An 18,915-nucleotide genomic window follows, 5' to 3' on the forward strand; every position below is an offset into this window, starting at 1 on the left:
GTCAGGCCCGCGCCAGCGCCTGTTCGAGATCGGCGATCAGGTCGCCGGCATGTTCCAGCCCGACCGACAGGCGCACCGTGCCGGGCCGGATGCCCTGTTCCAGCCGCGCCTCCTCGCTCAGGTTCTTGTGCGTGGTCGTGCTGGGGTGGGTGACGAGGCTCTTGGCATCGCCCAGATTGTTGGAAATGGCGAAGATCTCCAGGGCGTTCTCGAAGGCGAAGGCAGCGTCCTTGCCGCCATTCAGTTCCATGCAGACCATGGTGGAGCCGCCGGCCATCTGCCGCGCGATGATGGCGGCCTGCGGATGGTCGGCCCGCCCGGGATAGATGACCTGCGCCACTTTGCCGTGACCGGCCAGGAAATCGGCGATCTGGCCCGCGCTCGCCGTCTGCTGCGCCACGCGCAGCGGCAGCGTTTCCAGCCCCTTCAGCAGCGTCCAGGCGTTGAACGGCGAAAGGCTGGGGCCGGTATGGCGGAAATAGTCGTGCAGGTTCTCGTCGATCCAGTCCTTCGATGACAGCACGATGCCGCCAAGGCACCGGCCCTGCCCGTCAATGTGCTTGGTGGCCGAATAGACGACCACATGGGCGCCCAGTTCCAGCGGCTTCTGGTAAAGCGGCGTCGCGAAGACATTGTCGACAACGACCGTGATGCCATGGGCATTGGCAAGGGCTGTGACCGCCGCGATGTCGATCACCGCCAGTGTCGGATTCGTCGGGCTTTCCAGGAAGAACACCTTCGTGTTCGGCCGGATGGCAGCCTCCCACGCCTCCGGGCTGGTGCCGTCGATGATCGTGGTCTCGATGCCGAATTTCGGACACAGCGTTTCCGCCACCCACCGGCAGGAGCCGAACAACTGCTTGGCCGCGACGATGTGGTCGCCCGCCTTGAGCTGGCAGAGCAGGGCGGCCGAAACGGCGGCCATGCCGGACGCCATTGCCCGCGCGTCTTCCGCCCCTTCCAGCGCCGCCATCCGCCTTTCGAACATGTCGACGGTCGGATTGGCGTAGCGGGAATAGATGAAGCCGGGCGCCTCGCCCTTGAAACGGGCTTCCGCAGCCTCCGCGCTGTCATAGACGAAGCCCTGCGTCAGATACATCGCTTCCGATGTTTCGCCGAACTGCGAGCGCAGCGTGCCGCCGTGAACGAGGGTTGTCTGCGGGTGGAGGGGGCGTTTTGTCTCAGCCATCGGTCAAGCCTTCACAACAAAAAACCGGCCGCGAAAGTCGCAAAGCCGGTGTCATTCGGCCCTTTTTAGCGACTTGTTTAACGTGGCTGCAAGCCGGCCGGCCAAATCACCACGGGATAAACGGGCTTATAGGCTTGCAGATCCCTTGCGTCAACGCGCTTGCGCGTTAATGCTCTGCGGCCAGACAGGGGAGGGCGGCACCGTGCGCCAGACAGGCATTCTGCCGGACCGTGACATTGCCGAACTGCACAAGACGGGCGGGCTGATCAGCGCCCGTCCGCTGGATGATGACCAGGTCCAGCCCGCCAGCCTCGACTTGCGTCTTGGCCATACGGCCTATCGCGTCCGTGCTTCCTTTTTGCCGGGTCCGTCGGCGACGGTGGAAAGCAAGCTGGAGCGACTGAAGCTGCACGAGATCGACCTGTCCGAGGGCGCGGTTCTTGAAACAGGCTGCGTCTACATCATCCCGCTGCTGGAAAGCCTGCATCTGCCCGACACGGTTTCGGCATCGGCCAATCCGAAAAGCTCCACCGGCCGGCTCGACATCTTCACCCGCGTGATGACGGACCACGGCCGCGAATTCGACAAGATCGCGCGTGGCTATTCGGGCCCGCTCTTCATCGAGGTCAGCCCGCGCACCTTTCCCATCGTCGTGCGCACCGGGTCCAGGCTGAGCCAGATCCGCTTCCGCAACGGCCATTCGCTGCTGTCGGAAGGCGAGCTGATGCTGCTCCACCGCTCCGAGGCGCTGGTGGACGAGGGCGAACCGCATATTTCCGGTGGCGGGGTAGCCTTGTCCATCGACCTGATGGGCGGCGAAGGCGGCCTGATCGGCTATCGCGGCAAGCACCATACCGGCCTGGTGGATGTGGACCGCCGCGCCGCCCATGACGTGCTGGATTTCTGGGAGCCGTTGCAGGGCAGGGGCCTGGGCGAACTGGTGCTCGATCCGGACGAGTTCTACATCCTCGTCAGCCGCGAGGCGGTTCATGTGCCGCCGGATTTTGCCGCCGAAATGACGCCCTTCGATCCGCTGGTGGGCGAATTCCGGGTCCACTATGCCGGTTTCTTCGACCCCGGTTTCGGCCATGCCTCGGCAGGCGGCAAGGGCGCGCGCGCCGTGCTGGAAGTGCGCAGCCATGAAGTGCCCTTCATTCTCGAACACGGGCAGATCGTCGGCCGTCTCGTCTATGAGCACATGCTGGCGCGCCCCGGCACCCTCTACGGTGCGGACCTGAAATCGAACTATCAGGCGCAGGGCCTGAAACTGTCGAAGCATTTCCGCTGAAGGCACCTGCCTTGACCTGAGCCAAGGCGCATGGCTCCCTTTCCCGCCAGGATTTGGCTCTACCGCAGCGGGAAGATGGCAATGGCGATTTATCCGGAACTGGCCGAGAAGTTCGAGAAACTGCAGGACGACCTTGAGAGGGCCATCGCGGAGCGCCGCGCGGCATTCAACTACCGCATGGAGCGCGGCCGGGTTGTCTTCGAGGCCGAAGTCCTGCGCCTGCATCGCCAGATGCGGACGCATTGGCTGAAATACGTCGCCGGTGCCCGTCTATCCGTGATCCTGACAGCACCGGTCATCTATTCGGTCTTCATTCCGCTCGTCCTGCTCGATGTCTTTGCGTCCGTCTATCAGGCTGTCTGCTTCCCCGCATACGGGCTGGAGAAGGTGCGGCGCGCCGATTACATAGTCTTCGACCGCTACAGGCTGGCCTATCTGAACGGGTTGGAAAAGCTCAATTGCTGGTACTGTTCCTATGCCAATGGCCTTCTTGCCTATGTGCGGGAGATCGCGGCGCGCACGGAAACCCGCTGGTGCCCGATCAAGCATGCCAGACAGGCCAGGGGCATCCATCCCTACCATGCCGGTTTCGCCGATTTCGGCGACGCTGAAGCCTACAAGGCCCGCGCCGGTGTTGCGGCGGGTGACCGTCGCTCACTGTGACAGTGGGCAGGGGCGGGCGCGGTCAGGAACCAGGCGCGGCCGCGTCATCGCCGCCCAGGTCGAGCAGCCCGCCGGCGATGCGCCGCGCAATATGCCGGTCCACGCCGGCGCGGTCGGGGCAGTCGTGGAACCGCCCGCCGCAATGGCCCGCAAGCCGCCGCAAATCCTTGAAGACATCCGATCCGGGTATCCCTGCGGCGTCCAGCAGGGCTGTGGACAGATAGGCGATGTCGATGGGCGCCGGCGCTGTGGCGCCGGTCTGCGGAGAAACCGTGTAGAAGGTGCGATAGGCCATGGAGCGCGGCCGGGCCAGCGCATCCTCGCCCGACAGGCGCTTGGCGTGGTCAAGCGTCACATAGGTCTGATGATCGCCGAAACTCATGACGATGAGGCCGCGGTCCTGTTTGCGGGCGGTCTCGCGCGCGGCGAACGTCTCGAAGTCCTGGCGCCCGATCACCATGCGGCGCAGATATTCGGCGGTTTGCGGGTCCGGATCGAGGGAGGCGGCGTCCGGTTGCACGCCCGGCAGCAGGGCCTCTTCATAGGGCGAATGGGCAATCATGGTCTGGACGAGCAGGAAGAGCGGCCGTTCGTCCTGTTCCCTGTGCCCTTCGACAAACTGGCTCGCGGCGTCGAAATAGAACGCATCCCGCATGTGGTAGGACGATGCTCCGATGTCATACCGGTCGAGAACCGTCTCGAAGCCGATGGATGAAAGAAAGGGACCTTCGTTGACGAAGGTGTAGTTGAGCGGAAGGATCGCCGCCGTCCGGTATCCGCATTGCGAGAGCATCTCGGGCAGCGCTCCGCGCACCTTTCCTTCCAGCATCATGGTCAGATAGGGGCTGCGCCACCCGAAATCGGTCGCCGACAGCCCGGTCATCAGCGAAAGATTGGAGATCCAGGTTCCGCCGCCGAAGGTCTCGACGAAAAGCGGCTTGAAGGTGTCTGCCGCGCCCTGCATCCGGCGGGAGATCGCCTTGCCGTGCGGCATCTCGGGAAAGATGGCCGGGTCGGTCATGCTCTCTTCCAGCACGACGATGATGTCCGGCCGCTGCCCGTTGCCGCAATCCACATCGCCGCTGAAAGGCGCCTCCGGCGCCATGCCGGCGATGCGCTTTTCGAAATCATTGGAAGCAAACATGTATTGCAGGTCGAGAAGCGACACGAAGAATGCAGAAACATGGCGCCCCTGGAGATAGTAGAAATAGCGCTGCTCGGCCGAGGCCTCTGCCGGAAAGGTCAGCTTCAGCACCATGGCGGCGGCCAGAGCGCCGGCGAAACGGTGCGGCAGGCGTATGGTCTGCCTCTTGTCGCAGCGGAAAAGCATCACGGCCCCCGCAATGCAGGCGATGGCGAGCCCGAGAACGGGCAGCGCCAGCATGGGGTAGGAATCCAGCAGGAAGGAAGCGACCTCGCGGTCCTCCGCGACCATCACGAAGTCGTAGAAATGCAGCGAAAATCCCTTGATCTTGTATTTGAGCGTCGAGACCACTGTCAGAAAACCGACAAGAAACCAGGCCAGCAGGATCGAGAACCCCAAGCGGCCCGAAAGGACATAGGCCAGGCTGGCGATGAAGAGGACCGTTGCGATACAGTACAGGACTGTCATCGAACTGTTGTCCATTCGCGCTATGAAAAGAATGCCGCAAAGGCTGATCGCCGTCAGCGCGACCGGGTGCAGGACGATATTCAGTATCTTGTTCAATGGCATGGCATTCGCTCCCGGCTGGAAGTCGTGCATCATGCAACAAAAGAATAAATTAGTCGGCAATTGAATACGAAAATACTTAACCGGAATGGTTAGCGCCACCCGGTGTCATTGACGGCAAGCGCGCATGCGCATTCGCAATGCCCGTTGCCAAATCCCGGGCCATCCCTTGCCATGCTGCCGGCCTTGCCGCTTGACTTCCCGGCCGCCACGGTCAATCTATGGCATCACCTGAGCGGGTGTAGTTCAGTGGTAGAACGCAAGCTTCCCAAGCTTGATGTCGTGGGTTCGATCCCCATCGCCCGCTCCAGTCATTCCAAGGCGTTAACGAGTTTTGATTGGGTCTCGACCGGCGGGTTTTACACCCGGTTTTACACTCTATGTTCTCCCTCTGGCCTGATCGAGCCTGCTGATCAGGTCACGCATCGCGGCGGAGTGACTGACATAACGCCGAATGATTCTGTGCACGTGCTCCTCCTCCCAGGCCATCATTTCCGCGATTTCACGCTCTGACAGGCCGGCAACATAGAACTTGGTTGCCGCAGTGCCGCGGAGGTCATGGAAGTGCAAATTATCGCCGTCAGGCCAAGCTTTCCGCTTTGCCTTGTTGAACGAACTTCCAAGCCCGTCGCGCGTCCAGGGCTTGCGGTTGCTGTTGGTCAGGACCGTCGGAGAGCATCTTGGTATGCGGGCCAGAACATCACGTAGGTCCTCGTATAGAGGAATTATTGCTTCGCGACGGTGCCCACTCTTGCCGGTTGTTATGATGATCGCATTCTGATCAATGTGAGACCAGGATGGTCGGATAAGGTCGCTGACGCGCAAGCCTGTGTGCGCTGCCAGATCGACAGCATCTGCAATCGAGGATGAACAGGTCTCTTTGAGGCGCGCTATGTCGGCGTCTGTCCAAATGATGTCAGCGCGTGAGCCAGAATACAACTGTTTGATACCCTCGCAGGGATTGTTAGCGATCCTGCCGAGAGGATCGACCGCGTAAGATAGCACCCGGGACAATACTTGCATGCCGGTATCGGCGGCTCGCGGTGTCGCAGCATAGCTACCACGCCACTTTCGAATCTCGGGCCGGATCTTCTCTGGCCGATCGAACTGTGCGATGCGCAGATCGCCGAAATAATCGGCGATCCGATCAAGCCACGGTGCCCAGGTTTGCTTCGTCGTATCGGCCAGTTTCTTGTAATCGTTGCTGGCCTTGTAGAGCGCAACGAGTCCACGGAACCTGTTTTCGTCTGGCCCTGAGCGGCTGGCAATTGCCTTCTGATAGGCCGCGTGGAACTCTGGTGTCCCGGGTTTCCCGGCTATCCGAGGCCCTCCGCGCCAAGCATAGTAGTAAGTTCGGCCCTTGCTGTTGACCTTGTGCAGACCCTTCAGATCAACCTTGACCATGTCTCGACTTGAACTCCAATAGCTCACGATCGAGGTCATCGGTGTCATCGATCGAAGGTGAAGCAAGATGCCAACGATACGTGCCGTCAGGCATTAGATCCAGCGCCGTCGGCTCGAGACCAGCCTCACGCAGAACCGAGAGTGTAGCCTTCATCTGTCGCGTGCCAATCTTGGCACGTGATTTTCTCGATTGACCTTCATTGGTGCCGGACTGCTCATTCATGACTGCGTTATAGCAATCGCGAAGAGGCAATGCTGCGGCAGAATGACGCACTATCAAAAGTAGATAATTGAGAAATATACAATCAGATTTTGGCCATTTGTGGCTAACCGCGCTGATAAGGCCGGCGCCAGCCTTTAAAGGCGATACTCGATATGGAAGATGATTGGCTCGCGCGAGCCCGACAATAAGACTTTTCCCTCCAGGACTTGGCAAGCCTCACTTTGCTACCGCTTCGTCACGATTCCCCATTCACGGCGTTCTGCCGGCGAATACCAATAGATGTCGTCGGCGCGGCGGGTCATGGCTCTCATCACGGCCAGGGGGCTCACCTGCATCAACTCGTGATAGCTGGACAGAAAGCCGATCATGTCCTGCACCGACTGGATCTCGGCATAGGCGCTATCGATATGGCTGAACTGATGATTGCCGATGCGCCCGTCATGGGTAACCTTGCGCGACCAGCCGCCGATGAAGGCGAGCATGCATGCCGAGGCGCAGCGGGAGCTCTCGCCGACATGCGTGTCCAGTTTCCGGTCGCGTATATCGGCGCCCATCTTCATGCCGGCCAGCATGTTGCCGCCGGGGCTGTGGAACGTGACGCTGTGCGGTGTGTAACCGGCAGCCCGCACTCTCTTCAGGAACGCGGTAAACTCGTCCGGTGTCGATGCCGTGATCTTGCCGACTGCTGCAATGTAGATGTCGTTTCGCATGCAGAACCGCATCGGCGCGTGATAGGAGAGACCTGACATCTCGGCACAGCGGATGGCGGCCTCCGCGGGTCCCGCGTTTGCAAAAAGGGTCAATGCAAGGGCAGCCATCGCCAGCCATCGTCGAAAGTTCCTAGACACCTCAGCAGATCCTCCGGAAAATCTGATGTCGGATCGTGCACCGAAAAGCTGTTTCACAACGCAGATGTGCATCACGGTCCAGTTCGTTGTGTTGATCATAAGTGATTGAGAATAAATAATTAATCCTGACACGTCAGCATTTAGCGTCGGCCTGCGATACTTTATCCGAGCCCAATCGCAAAGGGATCAAGGCATCCTCCATGCCCCTTGCTCATTCTGAATCGCGTCCGTGATGCCATCTCGCCGAAACATCGCGGACATGATCTCGGAGATCGCGGTTTGTGACGATCCCGCTGAGCCGGCGGTCATACCCGATTGAAGGCCCGCCATATCCTCGCGGGTATCGCCCATCGGCCAAAGCGCCTGGGATGCCAGCTTGCGCTTTCGTTGCATCAGGCTTTGCAACAGGCAGTCGAAGGATTCCGCACCGTAACCTGGATGAATGGCCATCGGCACATGCACTTCGACCGGCTTCGTTTGGCCGATGCGATGGACCCGGTCATTGCACTGTTCCTCTACAGCCGGATTCCACCAGCGGGACAAGTGAATGACATTGGTTGCCGCTGTGAGGGTCAAGCCTGTTCCTGCCGCCTTGGGACCGAGAACGAGAACATCGAACCCACCGTCGTTTTCCAGATGTTTCTGAAACCGGTTCACGATGGCCTGACGCTTTGGGATCGGAGTGTCGCCATTGATGATATCGACCCGTTCAAGTTGGAAAAAGTAGCGGACCAGCTCGGCAAAGCGGAACTGCATCTCCCGGTGTTCGATGAAGACAAGGACCCGTTCCTTCCGCTCGGCTATCTGGCGCAAGATTTCCATCGTGGCGCTCAGTCGCGCGCTCATCTCCACGAAATCTTCCGGGGCGACGTTCTCTGAAGCCCCGGGATGAACAGACACGGACCGGATGTGGTGGAGCATCCTGAGCGCAGCGCCGGGTCCGCCGGTGGCGAGTTTGGCCCTGGCGTCGTCATAGGTCCTTGACTGAACCTGTGGCATCAACCGCGGATGAAGGAGGCGCGATTTGGTTGGCAGGTCGCGTGCAACCTCTTCCTTGAGGCGCCGGATGCCGAGGGCAGGATGGCCTTCCTGTGGCTTGAAGACCCTTGCATGCAACTCGGCCATGTTGCCTTCATCGGGATCGCGATACTTTTCTTTGAAATCGATGCCCGACCCCAGCGAGCCCGGAGCGATGTTGTCCATGATGGTCCAGAGATCTATCGTGGCGTTTTCGATAGGCGTGCCGGTCAGTCCAATGCGGAAATCCGCGTTCATCGCCTCTGCGGCCTTGGCGGCGATCGTGTCCTTGTTCTTGATATTCTGGATCTCGTCCATCACCAGCGCAGCGAAGGGAATCCTGCCCAGCGAATGCTGATAGTTGGCAAGGGTGGTGTAGGTGGTGAGAAACCAGAAGCGATGCGCGCGGCCGTCCTCGAATGCTTCGTCCAGCCAGTCGAGGTCCAGCATGGGCAAGCCGGTTCTGGTCTCGGTCGCAGACGCACCGACCCGCTTGTGTCCGGAAATCGAGGAGCCATAGAGCCGGATCAGCGTTCCGAACTTGCGGGGCGCGACATGGCGATCAACCTCTTCCTCCCAGTTGCGGAGCAAGGATGTGGGCGCAACGATCAGGATGGGTCCGTTCGCCGTGGCGTCAGGCGAGCGCGTATGGGCCTGCAGCCAGTTCAGGAACGCGATCGTTTGCAGCGTTTTGCCGAGTCCCTGTTCGTCGGCATTCAGGATACCCGGCAGGCCACTTGCCCACGCGCTCGTGGCCCAGCGAAAGCTCTCGACCTGATGTTCTCGCAGCGGCGTCGTGATGGTCTCGGGTATCTCCAAAGGGAACACTCGTTTTCCGCGGCCGGAGCGCTGCATGCCATGACAGGCTGGCAAAGTTGTCCAGCGTGTCGAGGATGATCGGCCCTTCACTGGGGCGGTCGTCGGCTTGTTCGTCGCTCTTCGACGAACGGCCCTCGGTTTCGTTCTCAAGGCCCTTGATCTGTGCTTCGACAGCAGCAAGCCGCTCCGGCGTAACCCTTACATCTTGTCCATCAATCGTAACGGCTTTCTCGCCGCCACCATCGAGATGCCGGGTCATTTCGTCACGCAAGTCCTTCAGGCGCTCAAGAGACATCTCCTTGATTGCCTCCGCCACAGGCTCGGGAAAAGCTTCCGGTAACCAGGCCGTGCCACTTCCCTCGAAATCCGCACCGGACTTGCGGTAGACAACGACGCCAACCACGCGCTCGGAATATTCACGGCTTTCTACAAGCCCGGGTCCCGCGATGGATTCGACCAGTTCCTCCTGGCTGGCTTCATCAAGACCGTCAAAGGCGCCCTGGTTCGACAAATGGCGATTGACCGCCTCGGTGATGAAGGCACGCGGGTTCTCGATGAAAGCCTTGCGCTCCGCGCGATCCGCCTTCTGCACCCGGGCCAGTTCTTCGAGAATCGGTGCACTGCTCTTGTCGATCACGAGATAGGAATTATTGCCTAGCTGATAAGCGGGGCGGGCTCCGCGCGTGTGAAGCCTGTTCTGAAAGACCGCGAGGGCCTCGCCGGTCAGTTCGGCATTGGCCTCGGAAATGTCATGCTCGGCTATGCCATCCGCTTCCAGACGCCTCGACGAATAGGGAACAACCTCGAACTGGCCGAGCGACCGGTCCGGTGAGATCGAGAACCGGTTGGCAATACGCACTTCAAGGCCGCGCAGAAAGGCGGTCATGGATAGCCCGGCCATTTCACGGTTGGCCGGAACGGAAGACGGGATGGCATCATCCGGTTCAAGCGCCTGCCTGAATTCGGCAAGCGCGCTCCAATGATCTTCGATCGGGCGCGATGAATCAAAGCCATCCGCAAGGTCGAGCGCCCGTTTCATCCAGAGCGGGATGCGTCGAGGGCCTTCGGCCGTCTGGAGAAAGGCGCCGATGCGTTTGGGCATCTGCCTTTGGCCATGCAGCAGCCATTCGTAGTCGAGCCGGAAATCGCTGCGACCGAGAACGCCGGTGACATCGGTCTTGAGCGTCAGGTGCACATCCGGTGGAAGACTGAGCGCTGCGGCTGCCTTTGCGGTCAGGCTTGCGATGGCGTCATGCGACAGGCGAAGATGATCGTCGGCGATGACCACCTCATCCTCGTGATCTTCTTGCCAATTGCGCAGGTCTGCCAGCGCAAACAGCAGATCGCCCTGCTCAGGACCCAGGTGTGTGAATGATGGCGTCTGCGCAGGTTGCCCGCGCAACCGTGAGAGGAAGCTGCGCTTGATCTCCGGGAAATGGATTTCGACGCCATTGTCTGCGACGGAATGGGCGAGATGCGATTCAAACATTCTGCATCACCCATCGTTCCCAGTTCGGAATAGGCCAATGCGTTTTCGATTTAGTTGAGCGATGCAAAATTTGGTCGCAATGGTAGGTAGATTGATAAAGCACAGGCGCACTCCGATCATCTAGGCGGAATATGTGCGTCTGGTAGCTATGACATCCGTCAACCACGATCTTGTTCCCGATCCGCATGATGAGCAGCGACGTGCTGCCCCCACGGTCGAGTTGTCTTCCAAATCGACGATTGAAGTTGCTTTCTCCTGATTGGAATAGATGCCGTTGGGCATATTGCCTGGCCGTGCTGCCGAAAGCGACCCAGGCTTCATCGATCAAGCCGTCATCATAAAGCCGAAGCCAGAAATCCCGCCTTGGCGGCCACATATGGCTGTCCTGTGTGGCCGTTACCATGTCGCAGAAGAATTTCATGTCCTGCTTGGTCAGCCACCGCAGGAAGACTTGCTTCAGGTCGGGGTCGAAGCTCGCCCAGATGCCGCCATGGTGCAGGCGGGGGTCATTATAGGCGCTGATGATGGCTTCGCTGATTTCGCTGCGGACATGATCCGGCGGTGTTTCCCCACGCCAGACTGCCAGCAGTGCCTCGACCGCCGGCACTGCACCATTTTGCAGGGCTGAGCCATTTTTCGGCATCAGCCAGCGGAACAGCCTTTTTCGCTCGTCTTCATCGCGCAGGCGCGGCGCAATCTCACGAACGAAGACATGGTGCGCATGTTGTGAGAGCCCTGCGGCGTGAGGCGAGCGGAACCCGATCGCCTTGAGATGAGCATAGGGATCTTCCGCCCCGGCCATGATCTCACCGAGCCTGGAGGGCGCCCTGTCCGGATCGAACAAAGAAGGCAGTGCCTCGATCAGCGCTTGAATCCGTGTGCCGAATGCAGATTTGCGAACCGATAGTGCACGAGCGAGAGCAAGCGTGTGGGGTGCACCGGGCGAGAAGCTCTCGACATAGACCCAGAGCATGGCGTCAAGGAAGGAGCCGGCTTCTCTTGCCCGAATCTCGTCGTAGTAGAAATCCCTGACCTTTTCGAGATCTGGTCGATCACAGCGTTCACCGTCAAAGACAGCGATGGCCGCGCTGGTGATGCGCGACGATTTTACATCCGACCAGTCCCAGTCGTAAACGCGTTTGAGCATTTCCTGGGCAAGGCGCTCCCGGTCCCGCTCTTCCGGAACCCGGACCGCATCGGGCCAACGCTGGATCACGCGATCGATCCGGCGGCGGATGTCTTCCAGGGAGGGCAGGGCGCGAATGTTCAGCGCCTGCCTTTTCTGAATGCTCTCGCTTGCTTTCATTCAGCCTCCGCAGACAGACCCTGCAATGCTCTCCGGATTGTTTCAATGCCTTTCTGATCCTGAGGTGTCACCATGATGAATCGCAAGTCGATCCGTCTGTTGGTCGCACGGCCGACAGGGGTCGAGTTCGTAGCTACAGGCCTGTCAGGCCCATAGGCGGCAACGGATAAGACTGGTTGGCCTTTAAGATTGTGCAATTGCATGATCTGAGGAGACGCGCCGGTCATCGCATAGAAGGTATTGTTTGCGCGTGCCGTGGACAACTCGCGGTTCGTTCGGTCGGAACCGGTATTGTCAGTATGGCCCTCGATTTGAACAGCCTCGATCATGACGAAGCCGGGGTTGCAGGTTTCGTCGAATTCGGAGCGTTCCCCGATCGTGTAGCACGGCAGGATTTCGTCCAGCCTTTGCGCAAGCCGGGAAACAATTCCTTCTTTCTGATCTGTCAGAACGGATTGTCCGGAAGCAAAGAGACCTTCCCCCTGAAAACGCAAGGCATCACTCTCTTCGCTCAATTCAAGCTGAAGGTCCGGGAAGTCTGAACGTATCGCGTTCCGAAGATCGACAAGTATTTTCCTTCGCGTTGCGGCAACTTGCGCGAGGTAAGACTCCAGGGGGTCAACTTTCTTGAGCTGTTCCAATTGCCTTTTCAAGCGCTCAATCTCGACCTTCAGTTTTTTTATTTCGGTATCGCGTTCAGAGAGCGTTTTCTGGATTTCATCCAGCTTTTCTTCCAGTTCTTGAATTCGCAATCGGGCAGCTATCAATTTTTCAGAGAGAGTATTCCTTTCGGAGAGAACTTTCTCATATGCTGCACGCGATACCATGTCGTTTGTTTGCAGCGTTTGGCTGGCAAAGAACGCCAGCATGATCATGATGATGAACAGGAAGCCGACCGTCATGTCCGTCATGGACACGAAGGCGCTTTCCTCTTCCTCTTCCCTGGCGGCGCGGCGGGCCTGGGCGCGCATCAGCTCCTCCGTGCCTGGGCCGGCATGAAGCTCTCAGCCTGCTCGACGACGCTCTTCAGCGTGTCGATTCCAGGTGCAAGCGTGTCGCGCATCTGACCGATGTGGTCCTGCGCCGAGCCCAGGGCCGCATCGAGCTGCTCGCGGTATTGCTGAAGCGCCTTGCCAAGCATTTCGTCGATCTGGTCGAGCTTTTCGGCTTCGTCGGCCAACTGGCCGAGCGCAGCCTTCGTCGCTTCGAGATTGTTGCGGATGCCTTCCCGCTCGTTGCCGAGCGCCGCTTGCGCCGTTTCCAGTGTGTTCCGCGCATTCTCCGCAATCATGGAGGCGTTGCGCATCAGTGTCTCGGAGACGGTTTCGACTGAGGAGGAAAGCGTGCGCATGCTGCTCTCGATCCGCTCATGCGAGGCCCGCAAGGGCTCGGATGCGGCGATCATCTCCTTGCTGGCGCTGCCAAAACTGCTGGACGCATTGGCGATCGCCTGCGCACCACTGCTGATGCCTGTGGCCGCGCTTTGGGCGCCAGCCGCGCTTTTTTCTATCGCGCCTGCCATTTCCGCCAACTGGTTGCCGACCTCTTCCAGACGTTTCAGAAGTTCGTCGCCGACGACGCTCCCCATCTCGGTGCCAAGGCGGGCAATTTCCGCGCTTGCGACGTTGAATGAGTCCAGCACCGCCTTGCCGGCATCGCCAATGGCCGCTTCTGCCTGTGATGAACTGGCTTCCATTCGGGACTGCACGGCGGATGCACCCTCCGCGGTCGCCGCTTCGATCTGTTCGCGGAAGCCCTCGGCGGCGCTGCGCAGATCGTTCGCGGCCTCGCTCATGGCCTGTGCCCCCTGGGCCGTGTTGTCGCGAATGCCCGACAGGGTATCGTTCATGACGGCCAGAAGACGCTCTGCGCCTTCATTCATGGTGTTCGCGGCAGTCTCGCCACTCGCAGCCACTTCAGACCGCATGTCTGCGACGGCTGTGGCAAGCTGTTCCAGCGCCGTCTGCAATCCGGTGCCAGCCTGCGAATTGGATGAATTCATTCGCTCAACCATGTCGCCAATGCGATCGGTTGCCTCGCCGAGCGCCTCGCTGGCGCGGTTGAGGGCATTGCCCACCGATGTGGATAGCTGGGACGAGAGGTCGCCAACCAGGCCTTCCATGTTCGATGTTCCGAGCTTGCCGACACGCTCGAAGATCGGGTCCATGCGGTCGGAGATCGACTTGGTGATCTTTTCCGGCAGGGCCTCAAGGGGCCTGCTCAATTCGGCGACCATCTGGAAGCCGATTTCGCGCAAGTGTTCCCGCTGTTCCGTTGCGGCCTTGAGTTGGCGAAAACCAAGATCCTCGAGGCTGACAAACACGAGCCGGCGCTCGATCTTGAAACAAAGGGAATGCAATGCGGCGTCAACGGCGCCCGCACGCCGGCGAAGCTGCCAGTTGAAAATGATGGAGCACAGGAGGCCGACCAGCGACATGATGAACTTGGCCGAAGCGATGGTCATGAACTGCGTCATGGCAGCCTGCATCGCTTCACCATCACTCATGCTGGACGAGAATTCAGCGAGCGCTGCGACAAGTCCGAGGAAGGTGAAGAACAGGCCAAGTGACACGAAGAGGTTGGGAAAGATACGGTAAATTCCGGGGCCGAAGCCGAGATCCTCGACATTGATGAAGGACGAAGGCCGGATCGAGTTGCGCAGCCGCGTCGGTCCATCCAGGTCATCGGGGACAATCGTTTCCCGGAATTCTTCCCACGCCCCCCACAGCGAGCGCCAGTCATCATTCGTGTCCTTCTTTTCCGAAACGCGTTGGCGGAATTCGTCGAACCCTTCAGCGAAGGAATGAATATCTTCATGTTCGACGACCAACGCTTCCATCTCGCGCGCTGCGCGTAGGCGCCGGCCCATCTTGCGATGATACTGGAAGGCAGCGCCGATCAGCAAAAGGACAAGGAGGATGACGACTATGCCGGGCGCACTCTCCGATTTCACGAGGCCGGCAGCGAATTTGATCGCATGGACAACCGGAAGGCCGAGCAGATCGACAAGGTCAACAAGCATGTTCGTCGGATTGGTGCCGTCCACTGTTCCCTCCAGATAGGCAAGGTATGGCGGTTCAAAAGAAACGGATGCCGTTACGTCCGGTCTCTATAAAACCATGCAGTTGATTTTATTCAAATTCCCCATTTGTAGACCATGGCAATGTTGGCGCCGCATATCCCCGAAATATCAGGGGTAGACGATATCCTCAGAAAAATGCATTTGGGATCTCCGTTTGACCGGAAATCGACAGGAGCGGGCTTCGGTCACCCCAGCAAATCCTCCAGGAACTCCGAAACCGGATCGCAGGCGGAAATCCACAGCCCCTCGCGTGCGCGGGTCGCGGCGACATAGAGCAGGTGCCGTTCGGTATCGAAGATCTCGCGCAGGGACTGCTCGTCAGTGGCTGCCAGCAGGCGTTCCTCACTGGGAATGACGTCGGCATCGGCTGCCATGATGGCGACGGCGCGGAACTCGCGTCCCTTCGCATCATGCATGAGAAAGGGATGAACCGCCGGCATCCGGCTGGCGGCGATCGCTCTCTGTGCGCGCGGCAATTCGCGTTCGGAGCGCACAAGCAGCGCGATAGTGCCGGCAGCGAAACTGCTGTCCATGCATTCGTCGAGCCATCGCGCCACCGCTTCGGCCTCTTCATCCTCGTCATCGAAGACATGGAATTCGGGCGGCGGGCCATGAAAGACCGAGGAGACGCCGAGCCGCTTCTGCTCGTTGCCGTCGGCCTCGACAAGGCGTGAAGGCAGCAGCAGGTCGGATTTCGAGCGGATCTGGTGCGAGGTGCGGTAGAGCGTCGGCGCCAGAACTTGGCTGACATAGGCCAGGAATGCTGCGCCGTTCATGGCGCCTTCGAGAACCATGGGCGCCGTCATGCCGGTCAGGCGCAAGGCGCCGGTGAATGTCGTTGTTTTCCAGCGGTCATGCGGAACGGCAGCACGACAGCGTTCGCCCTTCAGGGCTCGGCCACGAATGCGCGCCATCTTCGTGTTGAGCCCGGTCTCATCGATGAAGACGAGCTTTTCCGGATCGAGATCAAGCTGCTCATCAAACCATTCCTGGCGCTGCCTCAGCAGGCCCGGACGCTCCTGCTCCAACGCATGTGCGGTCTTTTTTGTATGTCCAGCCGCGCGAGCGCAGCCAAGTGCTCAGAGCGGATCGTCCGATCTTCACGTCGCATTCTCCATCAAGACGCACCACCATCTCGTCGAGCGTGATATCCTTGCAGTCCTCGATCATGGCGTCGATGAAGGCTGCGTGTGCATCAGGGCGCGAGGCGCGTCTTGCCGGTGTCCGCGGTTCCGTCTCGCCTTTTACCGCGCGATCAATCCAGCGGATCGCCGTCGAAGCGCGACGCCAAATCGTTCGGCACATCTGCGGGCCGAGAGCCCGCCCTTCGAGGCCTTCAAAACGCGTTCACGCAAATCGTGGCTCAATGCTCGGCCCATCCAAATCACCCTCCATGGTTGGAGAGTTTGAATCAGAACCGTAACGTCATGTCACCCCAACAGCGATTCAACCCGCGCCGGATGTGCTCTAGATGAAAGTGCTGTGGCAGGTCACGGATTATAGAAAATGGCATCGAGCATCGCGACGCGAGCATCCCACAGTTCTGCATCCTTTCCGTCTGGTCGAGAGGCGTTGAACCATCGAGACACCCTAATTGGCTCTATTACTCGTTCCCAGTAATTATCGAGAGTGAGTGTTGACTTCGCGAACCCGAGCCCTTTCGCAATCCCATCTATATTGGGTTTGCTAATACAAACAAATAAATCGGGTCGTTTCATGGCGAGAAGACGTGTCGCTGTTGCATAACTTCCTGTCTTCTCAGAATACTGGAACGATAAACGAAACTTTTCACAAAAATATTTGTAATTTTCTTTACTAACATATCCATGACGCGGAATAGAATCAAGCGCTGCGGTTAAATTCTTATCTTGCTCTGAGACACGGTTTTTAAAGTCTCCCATCCCTTTCATTGATCCAAACCACCCCCAATCATATTTCTCAAGATCCGTCCCTTTCTTCTGGTTTTCTCCAATGACGCCCGCAATCGCCTTCCACTCAATGGGAGAAAGGTCTCCAAAAGAAGTGACACCGTAGATCAGCTGTTGGCACTTTCGCAAAACCGCCAAGCGCTTTTCAAATCTGTTAAAATGCTCCGCCTTCACCTTTTTAACGTAATTCGCCCAACTCATATTGACTATCAATGATGCTAATTGCCTATTCTTAGAATCAGATCCTGAAAGCGCTGGGCTTACAGGATTTACTTGCTTCTTCGCGGCTTCATACTGAAGCCGATATATAGCGGAAAGTTCTTTGGTGACGGGTTGCTGATACTCTGAAAAGCCCTTGATAGTATTACGTATTTCTTTAAAAATGCGAGCGTTTCGCGGACCCTTGATGTGTATATTCACTTCAAGGTTCCTCTCTAGTCCGCCCTTTGTGAAGTTTGAGCTCCCGACCACTGCTTCCGCTTCGGTTCCGCTAGAAAAATAGTAGAGCTTAGGATGAAATGTCCCCTTGTCGCTGAGCGCGACGAATCCGTTCGTCACATCGACCATTCGATCTACAAGGTCGGGATCAGTTTGACAGAACGCCAATCCAAAAGTTACCGAACGAAATTTGTGGACCTGTTTGAAAAGGCTATCGGCGACTGGTCCATTGGAGCCCCAAGCGGCGATTACATAGATTTCGTCGTGAATTTCGAACATCTGCGGCAGGAGCACTGACAGCTCCTGTGCATCAAGAAGTTTTATCGACATAGCGACCTCAGCTTTTGGTTTCTATCGAAAGCTGACTTAATAGTCAGACCGAGATTCAAGTTTTGCCATATGTTTGCTCCTTAACGGCCCCATAAAGAACTATTATTTATTTCTAATCAACATACGGCCTTCATTCCATCTGGACAACATTTCCCGCGCAAGCGGTCGGTGGTGATGTATTAATTCCGAAATTGTTCGGCTTAGATTATATTTTCAGAAATAAAATTAAACAATAAAATGGTTATTGATAAATATAATAATAATTTATTGAAATATTTCGCCTTTAAAAAGTGGAAAGCAATTTCACTGGAAACTCTCAAGTGAACGGCACGACACCGTCAATGGGCACGCCAGTGGCACCAGCCTTGTTGGTCAAGCGCTCGTGGATGCCATGCAATGACGGCGCCACCATGTAGCCTGAGGACAAGTCACCGATCATAACGGAGTGATCACGCGACGCCGCCATCCAGTGAAGCCCGATTAGCGCGCAGATCACGGCATCCAGTTTGTCCTGGTCTGCTTTTCTGGGCCGCTCCAGCGCTAGTAGGTCAAAGCGCCAGTTTTCCAATTCAGACAAAGCCAGTCGCTTCCCGAACTCCGCAACCAGGTTTACGACGCCGGTCCAATGCGAGACCTGAAATGTCTTCCTGCGGGCTGGGTTGTAGCGTGGAGCACCATGTCTTACGCAGTAGGCATTGTTGATGCCGGCCAGTGCCAAAGCTGGGAAAACCTCCATGATGAACAATCCGCTGTTCGCGGCGCGTGCTTGCTCCGGGTCTTCGGCCGCATTAAGCCGCTCCTTGAAAGCCCAGATCGGTGCCCCATCGTCGAACATTCCCTTACGGGATCGGTTCGACGGTTGAACTCCGCCGCCGATCCATGAGATCAGCGAACCGGCGACCCTTTCGACTGGACGGCAACTGTTCTTGTTTGGGACGATCGTTGGCTGGTCAATTGCAACGAGGCACAGAGGCGATTGCGATCGCTCCTCTTCGACGACTGCAATTGCCTGGGCAAACGAGGCAAGTTGGGGTTCGAGGAAGGTCACGCGGCCATTGCGATCACTCCTGATGACGCATATCGCGCCCGGCGCGTTTGGCTTGTCCGTCCAAGCCGAGTCGAAGCCCACGACCGAAAGTGGTCTATTGAGAGTGGCGTCCATTGTGCTTGCTCAATGATA

The 18,915-nt window shown here is 58.3% G+C and carries 15 protein-coding genes, 1 tRNA gene, 1 pseudogene and 1 riboswitch; of the genes and pseudogenes, 3 read left to right on the forward strand and 14 right to left on the reverse strand.

The annotated features are described in order from the left end of the window. Window position 1: 1 nt before the first annotated feature. Complete coding sequence (locus R3D65_RS09485; RefSeq protein ID WP_371274967.1) at window positions 2-1,189, reverse strand: O-succinylhomoserine sulfhydrylase; 1,188 nt, start codon at window positions 1,187-1,189, stop codon at window positions 2-4. 44 nt (window positions 1,190-1,233) lie between these two features. Then, window positions 1,234-1,312, reverse strand: a riboswitch (SAM riboswitch). 46 nt (window positions 1,313-1,358) lie between these two features. On the opposite strand from R3D65_RS09485, the gene R3D65_RS09490 reads away from it, so the two are divergent. Beyond that, the gene (locus tag R3D65_RS09490) at window positions 1,359-2,477 is read left to right on the forward strand and encodes a 2'-deoxycytidine 5'-triphosphate deaminase (RefSeq protein WP_371274968.1); all 1,119 of its coding nucleotides are present in this window, start codon (window positions 1,359-1,361) and stop codon (window positions 2,475-2,477) included. 81 nt (window positions 2,478-2,558) lie between these two features. Beyond that, a complete protein-coding gene (locus R3D65_RS09495) occupies window positions 2,559-3,140 on the forward strand; it encodes a hypothetical protein (RefSeq protein ID WP_371274969.1) in 582 nt (193 codons plus the stop codon). Between the two features lie 22 nt (window positions 3,141-3,162). On the opposite strand, the gene R3D65_RS09500 is transcribed toward R3D65_RS09495, so the two are convergent. Continuing rightward, entirely contained in the window at window positions 3,163-4,854 is a 1,692-nt protein-coding gene (locus R3D65_RS09500) for a sulfatase-like hydrolase/transferase (RefSeq protein WP_371274970.1), read from the reverse strand. Between the two features lie 232 nt (window positions 4,855-5,086). Between R3D65_RS09500 and R3D65_RS09505 the strand changes: the two genes are divergently transcribed. Beyond that, window positions 5,087-5,161: transfer RNA gene (locus R3D65_RS09505), tRNA-Gly, on the forward strand. Between the two features lie 68 nt (window positions 5,162-5,229). On the opposite strand, the gene R3D65_RS09510 is transcribed toward R3D65_RS09505, so the two are convergent. From R3D65_RS09510 to R3D65_RS09565, 12 genes and pseudogenes are all read right to left on the reverse strand, one after another. Next, the gene (locus R3D65_RS09510) at window positions 5,230-6,255 is read right to left on the reverse strand and encodes a tyrosine-type recombinase/integrase (RefSeq protein ID WP_371274971.1); all 1,026 of its coding nucleotides are present in this window, start codon (window positions 6,253-6,255) and stop codon (window positions 5,230-5,232) included. After that, window positions 6,242-6,478 (reverse strand): hypothetical protein, encoded by a 237-nt coding sequence (locus tag R3D65_RS09515; protein WP_371274972.1) that lies wholly within the window; start codon window positions 6,476-6,478, stop codon window positions 6,242-6,244. Before R3D65_RS09515 ends, R3D65_RS09510 begins: the two co-directional genes overlap by 14 nt. A gap of 224 nt (window positions 6,479-6,702) precedes the next feature. After that, on the reverse strand, window positions 6,703-7,188 hold the full coding sequence (locus R3D65_RS09520) for a hypothetical protein (RefSeq protein ID WP_371274973.1): 486 nt from the start codon (window positions 7,186-7,188) through the stop codon (window positions 6,703-6,705). Window positions 7,189-7,512: 324 nt separating this feature from the next. Beyond that, window positions 7,513-9,075, reverse strand: coding sequence for a DEAD/DEAH box helicase (locus R3D65_RS09525; protein WP_371275023.1), 1,563 nt, complete (start codon window positions 9,073-9,075; stop codon window positions 7,513-7,515). Further along, window positions 8,978-10,564 carry a hypothetical protein gene (locus R3D65_RS09530; protein WP_371274974.1) on the reverse strand — a complete coding sequence of 529 codons (1,587 nt, stop codon included), beginning with the start codon at window positions 10,562-10,564 and terminating at the stop codon, window positions 8,978-8,980. The genes R3D65_RS09525 and R3D65_RS09530 overlap by 98 nt, the downstream gene beginning before the upstream one ends. 79 nt (window positions 10,565-10,643) lie before the next feature. Further along, entirely contained in the window at window positions 10,644-11,957 is a 1,314-nt protein-coding gene (locus tag R3D65_RS09535) for an EH signature domain-containing protein (protein ID WP_371274975.1), read from the reverse strand. Further along, the gene (locus R3D65_RS09540; protein WP_371274976.1) at window positions 11,954-12,928 is read right to left on the reverse strand and encodes an OmpA family protein; all 975 of its coding nucleotides are present in this window, start codon (window positions 12,926-12,928) and stop codon (window positions 11,954-11,956) included. The genes R3D65_RS09535 and R3D65_RS09540 overlap by 4 nt, the downstream gene beginning before the upstream one ends. Continuing rightward, complete coding sequence (locus R3D65_RS09545; protein WP_371274977.1) at window positions 12,928-15,003, reverse strand: hypothetical protein; 2,076 nt, start codon at window positions 15,001-15,003, stop codon at window positions 12,928-12,930. Before R3D65_RS09545 ends, R3D65_RS09540 begins: the two co-directional genes overlap by 1 nt. A 221-nt stretch (window positions 15,004-15,224) precedes the next feature. Beyond that, the gene (locus tag R3D65_RS09550; RefSeq protein WP_371275024.1) at window positions 15,225-15,572 is read right to left on the reverse strand and encodes a 3'-5' exonuclease; all 348 of its coding nucleotides are present in this window, start codon (window positions 15,570-15,572) and stop codon (window positions 15,225-15,227) included. Between the two features lie 185 nt (window positions 15,573-15,757). Next, a pseudogene (locus tag R3D65_RS09555) lies at window positions 15,758-16,418 on the reverse strand (IS630 family transposase); the annotation flags it as partial. A 111-nt stretch (window positions 16,419-16,529) separates the two neighbouring features. Then, entirely contained in the window at window positions 16,530-17,735 is a 1,206-nt protein-coding gene (locus R3D65_RS09560) for a phospholipase D family protein (protein ID WP_371274978.1), read from the reverse strand. Between the two features lie 316 nt (window positions 17,736-18,051). Further along, on the reverse strand, window positions 18,052-18,897 hold the full coding sequence (locus R3D65_RS09565) for a DUF429 domain-containing protein (RefSeq protein WP_371274979.1): 846 nt from the start codon (window positions 18,895-18,897) through the stop codon (window positions 18,052-18,054). Between the last annotated feature and the right edge of the window lie 18 nt (window positions 18,898-18,915).

It is taken from the genome of Zhengella sp., from assembly GCF_041397485.1.
In the GTDB taxonomy this organism is placed as follows: Bacteria; Pseudomonadota; Alphaproteobacteria; order Rhizobiales; family Rhizobiaceae; genus Zhengella.

What these genes read in the sequence shown, in the direction of transcription:
- R3D65_RS09565 (WP_371274979.1), bottom strand. Translation starts at nt 18,897, where the DNA reads ATGGACGCCACTCTCAATAGACCACTTTCGGTCGTGGGCTTCGACTCG.
- R3D65_RS09500 (WP_371274970.1), bottom strand. Translation starts at nt 4,854, where the DNA reads ATGCCATTGAACAAGATACTGAATATCGTCCTGCACCCGGTCGCGCTG.
- R3D65_RS09495 (WP_371274969.1), top strand. Translation starts at nt 2,559, where the DNA reads ATGGCGATTTATCCGGAACTGGCCGAGAAGTTCGAGAAACTGCAGGAC.
- R3D65_RS09550 (WP_371275024.1), bottom strand. Translation starts at nt 15,572, where the DNA reads ATGGACAGCAGTTTCGCTGCCGGCACTATCGCGCTGCTTGTGCGCTCC.
- R3D65_RS09490 (WP_371274968.1), top strand. Translation starts at nt 1,359, where the DNA reads ATGCTCTGCGGCCAGACAGGGGAGGGCGGCACCGTGCGCCAGACAGGC.
- R3D65_RS09515 (WP_371274972.1), bottom strand. Translation starts at nt 6,478, where the DNA reads ATGAATGAGCAGTCCGGCACCAATGAAGGTCAATCGAGAAAATCACGT.
- R3D65_RS09540 (WP_371274976.1), bottom strand. Translation starts at nt 12,928, where the DNA reads ATGCGCGCCCAGGCCCGCCGCGCCGCCAGGGAAGAGGAAGAGGAAAGC.
- R3D65_RS09510 (WP_371274971.1), bottom strand. Translation starts at nt 6,255, where the DNA reads ATGGTCAAGGTTGATCTGAAGGGTCTGCACAAGGTCAACAGCAAGGGC.
- R3D65_RS09485 (WP_371274967.1), bottom strand. Translation starts at nt 1,189, where the DNA reads ATGGCTGAGACAAAACGCCCCCTCCACCCGCAGACAACCCTCGTTCAC.
- R3D65_RS09560 (WP_371274978.1), bottom strand. Translation starts at nt 17,735, where the DNA reads ATGTCGATAAAACTTCTTGATGCACAGGAGCTGTCAGTGCTCCTGCCG.
- R3D65_RS09520 (WP_371274973.1), bottom strand. Translation starts at nt 7,188, where the DNA reads ATGCGAAACGACATCTACATTGCAGCAGTCGGCAAGATCACGGCATCG.
- R3D65_RS09535 (WP_371274975.1), bottom strand. Translation starts at nt 11,957, where the DNA reads ATGAAAGCAAGCGAGAGCATTCAGAAAAGGCAGGCGCTGAACATTCGC.